This window comes from Streptomyces sp. NPDC042336 (genome assembly GCF_055581985.1).
In genome coordinates this window covers 649,932-661,284 of sequence record NZ_JBVJEA010000001.1, presented here as the reverse complement: position 1 = coordinate 661,284, position 11,353 = coordinate 649,932, and the positions used below count along the sequence as shown (strand labels likewise).

Below are 11,353 nucleotides of genomic sequence, written 5' to 3'. Positions count from 1 at the left end.
CCTCCTCAGGGCAGCAGCGCGTCGTAGACGACGCCCGTCAGCCGCTCGGAGGCGGCCCACAGCCGCTCCCCCAGCGCGTCGTCGGTGGTCCAGGACGCCCGCCAGGACGGTGCGGGCGCCCCGCGCCACATCGCGAAGGACGGGCCGGTGAAGGAGTCGGAGGGCACGCCGGGCGCGGTCGCGGCGTACAGGACGGGCAGCGCGCCCGCCTCCGGGGACTGGGCGACGACCCGGTTCCCGAGCCGCGCCAGCCGCTCGGCGAGGCGGCGCCCCTCGGCGCGGGGCCCGGCGGTCGCCAGTCCGGTCTCCGCGTACCCGGGGTGGGCGGCGACCGCGCGTACGTCCGAGGCGTCCTCCCGTGCCGCGAGCCGGCGCGCCAGTTCGTGGGTGAAGAGCAGGTTGGCGGACTTCGAGCGGGCGTAGGCGGTCCAGCGCCCGTACCGGCGCACGTTGTTGAGGTCGCGCGGATCGACGTTGGCCAGCACGTGCAGGAAGCTGGAGACGGTCACGATCCGGGCGCCGGGTGCGGCCAGCAGGGAGGGCAGCAGCAGCCCGGTGAGCGCGAAGTGCCCCAGGTGGTTGACGCCGAACTGGGTCTCGAAGCCGTCCACCGTCGTGCTGTGCGGCAGCGCCATCACCCCGGCGTTGTTGACCAGGAGGTCCACCCGCTCGTACGGCAGTCCGTAGGCGAACTCCCGGACCGAGGCGAGGTCCCCGAGGTCCAGCCGCGCCTGCTCCACGGCGGCGGAGGGCACCTCGCCGAGAAGGCGCTCCACGGCCGCGCGCCCCCGCTCCCCGCTGCGGCAGGCGAGCACGACACACGCCCCCTTGCGCGCCAGCTCCCGGGCGATCACGTAGCCGAGGCCGCCGTTGGCCCCGGTGACGACGGCGACGCGCCCGTCCAGGTCGGGGATGTCGCCCGTGCTCCAGCCGGTCATCCGCGGCTCCTTCGCTGGTCCGGACCTCTCTCACCGTACGCGCCCGGCGGGCCTGAGCGGAGAGCTACCGTCCGGTCACGTCACGTTCCCATCACGAGTCCTTCATAACCCCACCACATGTTGGTCACCTCAATAGCTTCGTCACCTCAGGTCCGCTCTTCCACACCATTCCCGGGACTCTCGATGAAGCTGCTCCGCAAGCCCGCCGCCGTGACCGTCGCCGCACTGGCCCTGGCCGCCCTGCCGGCCGCCGCCCAGGCGCACGACGGCACCCACCCGTTCAAGAACTGCACCGAGGCGTACGAGAACGGCTACTCCAACATCAAGCAGGGTGACGAGCACTACGGCGGGCACCTGGACCGCGACAAGGACGGCGTCGGCTGCGACAAGCCGCCGGCCGGCTTCGTGCCCGCCGACGACGCGGCGGGCGCCGGGAGCGGCGAGGACTCCGGGAGCGAGCAGAGCGGCGGGGAAGAGGCCGCCGGGCAGCAGGGCACCGACCTGGCCGAGACCGGCGGCGGCGACAGCACGCCCTACCTCGCGGCGGGCGGCGCGCTCGTCGTGCTCGCGGGCGGCGGGCTGATGCTGGCCGCGCGCAGGCGCCGGGGCGACGGCGCGGCCTGACCCGGCCCCGGCGCACTCCTGGAGTCCCGACCGTTCAGCGGCGGGGCTCCGGCGCTTTGAGGCTGAAGGCGGCGCTGCTGAGCCAGCGCCGCGCGGCCCGGGCCACCGGGCGCTCCACGAACCGCTGCACGACGTAGGAGAGCGCGACCAGGGCGGCGACGGTGACGCAGACCACGACCCACGGGTGGGCCCGGTCGCCGAAGCGGTGCAGGACGTTGACGCCGATGGCGTCGTGCAGCAGGTACAGCGGGAAGGTCAGCGTGCCCGCGACGGTCAGGCCGCGCCAGCGGATGCGGCTGGTCCAGCCGAGGGCGACGGCGGCGATCAGCAGGAAGAACACCGTGACGATCAGGACCAGCCAGGCGCGGTCCGGCTGCCAGGAGTCCCAGTTGAGGCGGCCCCCGTCGGGCGTCAGCAGGTAGTGCAGCGCCACCAGCCACGACATCGCGACGATGCCCCACAGCAGCGGGGTCGGCCGGTAGCGGTACATGAGGTAGAAGGCCATGCCGGCGATGAAGTACGGCGCGGACGGCGGGTTCGCCAGCAGCGTGAGCAGGTGGATGTCGGCGCTGGGGGCCAGCACGGCGGCGACCGTCCACAGGCCGCAGTAGATCACCACGCGCTGGTAGGTCAGGCCCTTCCACACCACCACCGCGAAGGTGAGGTAGAAGCACAGCTCGGGCCAGAGCGTCCAGTAGACGGAGTCGAGGTGTTCCACCCCGAGCGGGGTCTGCAGCATCGTCAGGTTGGCGAAGAGCACGCGCGGGTGCGGGTGTCCGAACGGGTTGTCGGCGAAGTAGATCACGCAGGCCGTGATCGCGATGGCCGCCCAGTACATCGGGTACAACCGGGTGACGCGGGAGATGAAGAAGTCGCGCGGGGTGCGGCCCCACGCGCTCATGCAGATGACGAAACCGCTGATCAGGAAGAAGAGTTCGACGCCGAGGCGGCCGTAGGCGAAGTAGCCGTGGGCCTCGGGGAAGACGGTGTCGACGGGGCGGTCCCAGATGGTCTGCATCGTGGAGGGCACCTGGCCGACGAAGTGGAAGAAGACGACGGACAGGGCGGCCAGGAAACGCAGCCCGTCCAGGGCCGCGAGCCGGTTCCTGCGGACGGGGGGCCCTGCCTCGGGGACCCGCTCCCGCGCCACGGTCCGGGGACTGGGCACCGCGTCGGCGGTTGTGTCCCCGGTCCCGTCCCGGGTGGTCGTGCCGGCCGGTTCCCTGTGATCCGTCTGCGTCATCCAACCACCGTTCCGGGTGTCGGCCGCTGTCCGCTGCCAGGGCCCTCCAACACTGCTGACAGCTTGCTGCTGCTCAGCACACAGGGATTCACACCGTTGAACGTGTCACAAAAAACGCGTCACGAAAGGCGGCACCCCCGCACGGGTGCCGCCTTTCTCGTGGACCGGAGCCGCCGCCGATCGGTGAGGGTGGTCGGGTGACAGACGGCGGCTCCGGGGTCTTCGGCCCCTTCCGGGTTACCGGTGGTCGCTGCCCTTCGACCGCGACGCCGCCCGGCCCGCCTCCAGGCGGGCCACCGGGATCCGGAACGGGGAGCAGGAGACGTAGTCCAGGCCCACCTCGTGGAAGAAGTGCACCGACTCCGGGTCGCCGCCGTGCTCGCCGCAGACGCCGAGCTTCAGGTCGGGACGCGTGGCGCGGCCGGCCTTCGCGGCGGCGGCGACGAGGGAGCCGACGCCGTCCTTGTCGATGGTCTCGAACGGGGAGACGCCGAAGATGCCCTTCTCCAGGTAGGCCGTGAAGAAGCTGGCCTCGACGTCGTCGCGGCTGAAGCCCCACACGGTCTGGGTCAGGTCGTTGGTGCCGAAGGAGAAGAACTCCGCGGCCTCGGCGATCTGACCGGCGGTCAGCGCGGCGCGCGGCAGCTCGATCATCGTGCCGATCGACAGCTTGAGCTTGGCGCCGGTGGCCGCCTCGACCTCGGCGATGACCTGGTCGGCCTCCTCGCGGACGATCTCCAGCTCCTGGACGGTGCCGACCAGCGGGATCATGATCTCGGCGCGCGGGTCGCCCTTGGCCGCCTTGCGTTCGGCGGCGGCCTCCGCGATGGCGCGGACCTGCATGGTGAACAGGCCGGGGATGACCAGGCCGAGGCGGACGCCGCGCAGGCCCAGCATCGGGTTCTGCTCGTGCAGCCGGTGCACGGCCTGGAGCAGGCGCAGCTCGTTCTCGTGCGGCTCCTGGCGGGACTCGGCGAGCGCCACGCGCACCGACAGCTCGGTGATGTCGGGCAGGAACTCGTGCAGCGGCGGGTCGAGCAGGCGGACGGTGACCGGCAGGCCGTCCATCGCCTCGAACAGCTCGACGAAGTCCTGCTTCTGGAGCGGGAGCAGTTCCTTCAGGGACTCCTCGCGCTCGGCCTCGGTGTCGGCCAGGATCAGCCGCTCCACCAGCTCGCGCCGGTCGCCGAGGAACATGTGCTCGGTGCGGCACAGGCCGATGCCCTGGGCGCCGAACCGGCGGGCGCGCAGGGCGTCCTCGGCGTTGTCGGCGTTGGCGCGCACCCGCAGCCGGCGCTTGCGGTCGGCGAAGGCCATGATCCGGTGCACGGCCTCGACCAGCTCGTCGGCGTCCTCGGCGCCGGCGTGCATGCGGCCCTCGAAGTACTCGACGACCGGGGAGGGCACCACCGGCACCTCGCCGAGGTAGACCTTGCCGGAGGAGCCGTCGATGGAGATGACGTCGCCCTCCTCGACGACGTGCCCGCCGGGCACGGTCATCCGGCGGCGCTTGGTGTCGACCTCCAGCTCCTCGGCGCCGCAGACACAGGTCTTGCCCATGCCGCGCGCGACCACGGCCGCGTGGGAGGTCTTGCCGCCGCGCGAGGTCAGGATGCCCTCGGCGGCGATCATGCCGTCCAGGTCGTCGGGGTTGGTCTCGCGGCGCACCAGGATGACCTTCTCGCCGGAGCGGGACCACTTGACGGCGGTGTACGAGTCGAAGACCGCCTTGCCGACCGCCGCGCCCGGCGAGGCGGCGATGCCCCGGCCGACCTTCTCGACCTTGGCGTCCTCGTCGAAGCGGGGGAACATCAGCTGGGCGAGCTGGGCGCCGTTGACCCGCTGGAGTGCCTCGGCCTCGTCGATCAGGCCCTGGTCGACGAGCTGGGTGGCGATGCGGAAGGCGGCGCCCGCCGTGCGCTTGCCGACGCGGGTCTGGAGCATCCACAGCTGGCCGCGCTCGATGGTGAACTCGATGTCGCACAGGTCCAGGTAGTGGTTCTCCAGCGTCTCCATGATCTGCATCAGCTGGTCGTACGACTTCTTGTCGATCTGCTCCAGGTCCGCCAGCGCGACGGTGTTGCGGATGCCCGCGACGACGTCCTCGCCCTGGGCGTTCTGCAGGTAGTCGCCGTAGACGCCCTGGTGTCCCGAGGCGGGGTCGCGGGTGAAGGCGACGCCGGTGCCGGAGTCGGGGCCGAGGTTGCCGAAGACCATGGAGCAGACGTTGACGGCGGTGCCGAGGTCGTGCGGGATGCGCTCCTGGCGGCGGTAGAGCTTGGCGCGCTCGCCGTTCCAGGAGTCGAAGACCGCCTTGATGGCGAGGTCCATCTGCTCGCGCGGGTCCTGCGGGAAGTCCCGTCCCGCCTCGGTCTTGACGATCTTCTTGAACTTGGTGACGAGCTTCTTGAGGTCGGCGGCCTCCAGCTCGGTGTCGACCGCGACCTTCTTGGCCGCCTTCGCCGCCTCCAGCGCCTCCTCGAAGAGGTCCCCGTCGACGCCGAGGACGGTCTTGCCGAACATCTGGATCAGGCGGCGGTAGGAGTCCCACGCGAAGCGGTCGTCGCCGGCCTGCTTGGCCAGGCCCTGCACCGACTTGTCGGAGAGGCCGATGTTGAGGACGGTGTCCATCATGCCGGGCATGGAGAACTTGGCCCCGGAGCGCACCGACACGAGGAGGGGGTCGTCGGCCTGCCCGAGCTTCTTGCCCATCTTCGCTTCAAGGGCGTCGAGGTGCGCACTCACCTCGTCACGCAGTGCCGCGGGCTCCTCGCCGCTGTCGAGGTAGGTCTTGCAGGCCTCGGTGGTGATCGTGAAGCCCGGAGGGACCGGGAGACCCAGGTTGGTCATCTCGGCGAGGTTGGCGCCCTTGCCGCCGAGGAGGTCCTTGAGGTCCTTGTTGCCCTCGGTGAAGTCGTAAACGAACTTGGGTGCGTTCGCTACCTGGGGATCTTTGTTTTCCGACACGGGTCTCGACTCCTCGAGGACGCGGTGGCTGCCCTGACGGCGAGGAATGTACCCAGATCAAAGGCGTCTGGGTACGTCCACTTGCGTGTCGTGCGCCCGTAACCGTTCGTCCGCCAGCGGATCGAAAGTCAAGGCTTGGCAAGCGACCGGCCGCTTGTGTTTTCACTTCTTGAACGCGGGAACTCTCGAACGCCCGACTCCTCGCTCACATGAGCGGCATTCGCCACGTTTGAGTTCGCTCGATGAACGATCAGCGCATGGCACTCAGTGCCACTCTTTGAGAAGTGGAGTCGCTCAAGATCCGCTCATCTGAGCGCCCCTCATATCAGAGGTGGCGAGAATCACGCTGCCACAGTCCTCGGGATTTCACCATGCGGACCGGTGAACGGACCGCCGGTGGCGGACGTACGAGAGTCCGGCGGGTCCCGGCCCCCTCGCCGGGGCCCGTCGTCCACCGGGTTTCGCACGGAAGGACCTTCGGGTGCCCGTCATCACGCCTTTCCGCCGGCCGTCGCGGCCCTCCGGCAACGCTCCCGACGACCCCGACACCCCCGAATCCGGCCCGCTCAAGGCCCTCGCGGCCCTCCAAGCCCTTCGGGCCCGTCTGGCCCACCGGTGGGCCTGGCGCGCCCGGCACCCGCGCGCCGCCCTGGCCGTCCGCCGGGTCACCACGGCCCTTTCGGCCATTCTGGTGCTCGGGGCGCTCCTGCTGCCCAACACCCTGGTCGCCCTGGAGCCCAGCCGCTTCGCGCGGATCCCGGCGGAGGCGGTCGTCGCGGCGGTGCTGCTGCTCTGCCTGCCCCGCGTGCCGCGCCTGGTGGCGGCGGCGCTGTTCGGGGCGGCCCTCGGGGCGCTGACCGTGCTGAACCTGCTCGACATGGGCTTCACCGCGTACCTGGGCCGGAGCTTCAACCTCGTGCTGGACTGGGGCCTGCTCGACGACGCGCAGTCGTTCGTGGCGGACTCGATGGGCGGGGCGGCGGCAGCCTGGGCCGCGGTGGGCGCCGTCGTGCTGGCCCTCGCGCTGCTGGTGCTCACGGCGCTGGCGGCGGTCCGGCTCGGCGAGCTGCTGGCCGCGCACCGGGAGCGGGCGGCACGGGGCGCGCTGATGGCGGCCACCGTGTGGATGACCTGCGTGGCGCTGGGCGTGCAGACCTTCGGTGTGCCGGTCGCCACCACGAGCGCGTCCCGCGCCGCCGAGGCGCAGGCGCACCGGGTCGTGGACACGCTGCGGGACGAGGCGGCCTTCGCGAAGGAGGCGAAGGCGGACCGCTTCGGCGCCACACCCGGCGCGCAGTTGGTCCCGGACCTGCGCGGCAAGGACATGATCTTCACGTTCATCGAGAGCTACGGCCGCAGCGCGATCGAGGACCCGGTGATGGCACCGGGTGTCGACCGGACGCTGGACGCGAGCACCGAGGCGCTGGCGAAGGCGGGCTTCCACGCCCGCAGCGGCTGGCTCACCTCGGCGACGTACGGCGGCAGCAGCTGGCTCGGCCACTCCACCTTCCTGTCCGGCCTGTGGGTGGACAACCAGCAGCGCTACCGCACCGTCACGGCCGGCGACCACCTCACCCTCACCAAGGCGTTCCGCAAGACCGGCGACTGGGACACCGTCGGGGTCATGCCGGGGGTGCAGAAGGCCTGGCCGGAGGCGGACTGGTACGGCCTGGACAAGGTGTACGACGCCTCCGACGTGGGCTACCAGGGGCCGAAGTTCAGCTGGTCGACGATGCCCGACCAGTACGCGCTGGAGGCCTTCCAGCGCCTGGAGCACGGCAGGAAGCGCGACAAGCCGCTGATGGCGGAGGTCATCCTCACCTCCAGCCACCAGCCCTGGGCGCCGGTCCCGAGGATGGTCGGCTGGGACGAGGTCGGCGACGGGTCGGTGTACGACGGCATCGAGGCCTCGGGCGTGAAGGCGTCCGACGTCATCACCGACTCCGCCCGCTCGAAGGAGGAGTACGGCAAGTCGATCCAGTACTCGGTCACCAGCCTCACCCAGTGGCTGGAGCGCTACGGCACCGACGACACCGTCCTCGTCTTCCTCGGCGACCACCAGCCGCTCGCCCGCGTCAGCGGGAACAAGGCCAGCCGGGACGTGCCCGTGTCGGTCGTCGCCAAGGACCCGAAGGTGCTCGACGCGATCGGCGACTGGAACTGGACGGAGGGCCTGAAACCGGCCCACGACGCCCCGGTGTGGAAGATGAGCGCCTTCCGCGACCGCTTCCTGACGGCGTACGGCTCGGTCCCGCACCCCACCGGGGCCGGGGGCTGATCAGCCGCCGGAGGTGTCCAGCTCCGCGTCCTCGCCGATGCCCGCGCAGTCGTACGGGTCCTTCAGCCAGCCGTCCGGCAGGACCACCCGGTTGTTGCCGGACGTCCGGCCGCGGGGACCGTCGGCACCGGCCGGCCAGGGCTGGTCGAGGTCCAGCTCGTCCAGCCCGGCGCGCAGCGCCTGGAGGGAGGAGGTGATCGCGAGCCGCTTGCGCATCTCGGAGCCGACGGCGAAGCCCTTGAGGTACCAGGCGACGTGCTTGCGGAAGTCGATGACGCCCCGCGCCTCGTCCCCGATCCACTCCCCCAGCAGCGTGGCGTGCCGCACCATCACGTCGGCGACCTCGCGCAGGGTGGGCCGCACGAAGGCGTCGGTGCGCCCCTCGAAGGCGGCGACCAGGTCGGCGAAGAGCCACGGCCGCCCCAGGCAGCCGCGCCCGACCACGACGCCGTCGCAGCCGGTCTCCCGCACCATGCGCAGCGCGTCCTCGGCGGACCAGATGTCGCCGTTGCCGAGGACGGGGATCTCCGGGACGTGCTCCTTGAGGCGGGCGATGGCGTCCCAGTCGGCGGTGCCGCCGTAGTGCTGGGCGGTGGTGCGGCCGTGCAGGGCGATGGCGCTGACGCCCTCCTCGACGGCGATCCGGCCGGCGTCGAGACAGGTGAGGTGGTCGTCGTCGATACCCTTGCGCATCTTCATGGTGACGGGCAGGTCACCGGCGCCGGTGACGGCCTCGCGGACGATGGCGCGCAGCAGGTTCCGCTTGTACGGCAGCGCCGAGCCGCCGCCCTTGCGGGTCACCTTCGGCACCGGGCAGCCGAAGTTCAGGTCGATGTGGTCGGCGAGGTCCTCCTCCGCGATCATGCGGACGGCCTTGCCGACGGTCACCGGGTCGACGCCGTACAGCTGGATCGAGCGCGGGGTCTCGGTCGCGTCGAAGCGGATCAGCTGCATGGTCTTCTCGTTGCGCTCGACCAGCGCCCGGGTGGTGATCATCTCGCTCACGAACAGGCCCTTGCCCCCGCTGAACTCACGGCACAGCGTGCGGAACGGCGCGTTGGTGATACCGGCCATCGGCGCCAGCACCACGGGCGGCGCGACGGTGTGCGGGCCGATCCGCAGGGGTGCGGCGGTGGTGTCGGGGGCGGGCGTGGTGAGCGTGGACATTCCCCCATTGTCACGCACGCGGGACCGTGCCGTCGTGCCCCGTGGACGAAGACCATGCATCGGTCATTAGTTAGACGCACTATCGAAGTCGGCGTAGGCTGGAGTCCATGCCCGAGCTCACCCATCGCCGCCGCATGCTCGTGCTCGCGATCTGCTGCATGAGCCTGCTGATCGTGAGTATCGACAACACGATCCTCAACGTCGCCCTCCCCTCCATGCAGCGCGACCTGCACGCGAGCACGTCCGGCCTGCAGTGGGCGGTCGACGCGTACACGCTGGTGCTGGCCGCCCTGCTGATGCTGTCCGGTTCCACCGCCGACCGGATCGGCCGCAAGCGGGTCTTCATGACCGGTCTGGTGATCTTCACCCTCGGCTCGCTGCTGTGCTCGCTGGCCCCGGACCTGTCCTCGCTGATCGTCTTCCGGATGATGCAGGCGGTGGGCGGTTCGATGCTCAACCCGGTCGCGATGTCCATCATCACCAACACCTTCACCGACCCGCGCGAGCGGGCCCGTGCGATCGGCGTCTGGGGTGCGGTGGTCGGCATATCCATGGCCGCCGGTCCGCTGGTGGGCGGTGTGCTGGTGGAATCGGTCGGCTGGCGCTCGATCTTCTGGGTCAACCTTCCGGTGGGCCTGGCCGCCCTCCTGCTCACCCTCCGCTTCGTCCCCGAGTCCCGCGCGCCGAAGGCCCGCCGCCCCGACCCGCTGGGCCAGCTGATGGTGATCGTGCTGTTCGGCTCTCTGACGTACGCGATCATCGAGGCGCCGAACGCCGGGTTCACGACGGTCCTGCCCTTCGCGGTGCTGGCCCTCGCCGCGCTGATCGGCCTGCTCGTCCACGAGCCCCGTCGCACCGACCCCCTCATCGAGCTGCGCTTCTTCCGGTCGGCGCCGTTCAGCGGGGCCACCGTGATCGCGATCAGCGCGTTCGCGGCGCTGGGCGGCTTCCTGTTCCTGTCCACGCTGTATCTCCAGAACGTGCGCGGTCTGAGCGCCCTGGAGGCCGGCCTGTGGATGCTGCCGATGGCCGTCCCGACCTTCCTGTGCGCCCCGCTCGCCGGCCGGCTGGTCGGCAGCCGGGGGCCGCGCCTGCCCCTGCTGATCGCGGGCGGCGCGCTGACCGCGAGCGGCACGCTGTTCGCCGCCTTCGAGGCCGAGACCTCCGACGTCACGCTCTTCCTCGGCTACGTCCTGTTCGGCATCGGCTTCGGCTTCGTCAACGCGCCCATCACCAACACCGCGGTCTCCGGCATGCCCCGCGCGCAGGCCGGGGTCGCCGCGGCCGTCGCCTCCACCAGCCGCCAGCTGGGCCAGACGCTCGGCGTGGCGGTGATCGGCGCGGTGCTGGCGGCGGGCGTGAGCGGATCGTCGTACCGCGACACCTTCGTCTCCGCCGCCCGCCCCGGCTGGTGGATCCTGGCCGCCTGCGGCCTCTCGGTCCTCGTCCTGGGCGCCGTCACGAGCGGCCGCTGGGCCCACCGGACTGCGGAGCGCACGGCCGAGCGCCTGGCGTCGCCGGAGGTGCGGGAGGCGGCGCGGGCCGGGGCCTGACGGTGCCTCAGACGTAGTCGAAGTACCGGTCGGCCCTGACCGGCAGCACTTCCTCGCCGTCCTCGCCGTCCTCGCTGTCGTGGCCGTCGCGGCTGTCGTGGCTGTCGTGGCCGAGCGCCGCGAGTGTCCGGGCGAAGGCCCGGTCCTCGTCCACCAGGGTCGGCGTCGGGCCGTCGTACGGCTCCAGCAGCACGTCGAGCGGGACGAAGACGCACCCCGCCGCCGTGCACACCTCGTCCAGCCAGGTCACGAACTCCCCGCTCAGTCCCGCCGCGGAGTCCGCGGTCCAGTCGGTGCCCGTCCCGGCGGTGACGAAGCCGCCGAAGTTGCTCAGCTCGACCCACAGACCCCCGGCGGGACCGGCGCCGTCGGTGGAGGCCCAGAACCGTCCGCACGCGCTGGAGTCCTGGTACAGCCCCGCCCGGCCGGACGGCCCGAGACGCCGCTCGAGCGCGCCCGTGAGCAGGGCCAAGCGGCGCGCCGCGACCTCCGGGTCGAAGTCCCGGGGCCGTTCCCGGTGACGCGGGTCGTCGTGTTCCCTCAGCAGCGTCCGGATCTCGTCCAGGGGGAGCACGGACACGCC

8 protein-coding genes are annotated in these 11,353 nt (G+C 71.4%); 3 read left to right on the top strand and 5 right to left on the bottom strand.

Translation table 11 applies throughout. The features are described 5' to 3' along the window. Positions 1–5: 5 nt before the first annotated feature. Entirely contained in the window at positions 6–938 is a 933-nt protein-coding gene (locus ACZ6IM_RS03065) for an oxidoreductase (protein WP_052838262.1), read from the bottom strand. A gap of 183 nt (positions 939–1,121) precedes the next feature. Between ACZ6IM_RS03065 and ACZ6IM_RS03060 the strand changes: the two genes are divergently transcribed. Further along, positions 1,122–1,562, top strand: coding sequence for an excalibur calcium-binding domain-containing protein (locus ACZ6IM_RS03060; RefSeq protein WP_052838261.1), 441 nt, complete (start codon positions 1,122–1,124; stop codon positions 1,560–1,562). Between the two features lie 34 nt (positions 1,563–1,596). On the opposite strand, the gene ACZ6IM_RS03055 is transcribed toward ACZ6IM_RS03060, so the two are convergent. Then, positions 1,597–2,805: an acyltransferase family protein gene (locus tag ACZ6IM_RS03055; protein WP_469553979.1), complete on the bottom strand. Its 1,209-nt coding sequence runs from the start codon at positions 2,803–2,805 to the stop codon at positions 1,597–1,599. 237 nt (positions 2,806–3,042) lie between these two features. Beyond that, a complete protein-coding gene (gene ppdK / locus ACZ6IM_RS03050) occupies positions 3,043–5,772 on the bottom strand; it encodes a pyruvate, phosphate dikinase (protein WP_052838259.1) in 2,730 nt (909 codons plus the stop codon). A gap of 481 nt (positions 5,773–6,253) precedes the next feature. On the opposite strand from ppdK, the gene ACZ6IM_RS03045 reads away from it, so the two are divergent. After that, entirely contained in the window at positions 6,254–8,050 is a 1,797-nt protein-coding gene (locus ACZ6IM_RS03045) for an alkaline phosphatase family protein (RefSeq protein WP_469553978.1), read from the top strand. Here the strand turns inward: ACZ6IM_RS03045 and dusB are convergent, their stop codons facing one another. After that, positions 8,051–9,217 carry a tRNA dihydrouridine synthase DusB gene (gene dusB, locus ACZ6IM_RS03040; protein WP_052838257.1) on the bottom strand — a complete coding sequence of 389 codons (1,167 nt, stop codon included), beginning with the start codon at positions 9,215–9,217 and terminating at the stop codon, positions 8,051–8,053. It abuts the gene before it with no gap. A 107-nt stretch (positions 9,218–9,324) separates the two neighbouring features. Here dusB and ACZ6IM_RS03035 point away from each other — a divergent pair, with 107 nt between their 5' ends. Next, complete coding sequence (locus tag ACZ6IM_RS03035) at positions 9,325–10,770, top strand: MFS transporter (RefSeq protein ID WP_052838256.1); 1,446 nt, start codon at positions 9,325–9,327, stop codon at positions 10,768–10,770. Positions 10,771–10,777: 7 nt separating this feature from the next. Here the strand turns inward: ACZ6IM_RS03035 and ACZ6IM_RS03030 are convergent, their stop codons facing one another. Beyond that, positions 10,778–11,344, bottom strand: a complete 567-nt coding sequence (locus ACZ6IM_RS03030) for a hypothetical protein (RefSeq protein WP_469553976.1) — start codon at positions 11,342–11,344, stop codon at positions 10,778–10,780. Positions 11,345–11,353: the final 9 nt, after the last annotated feature.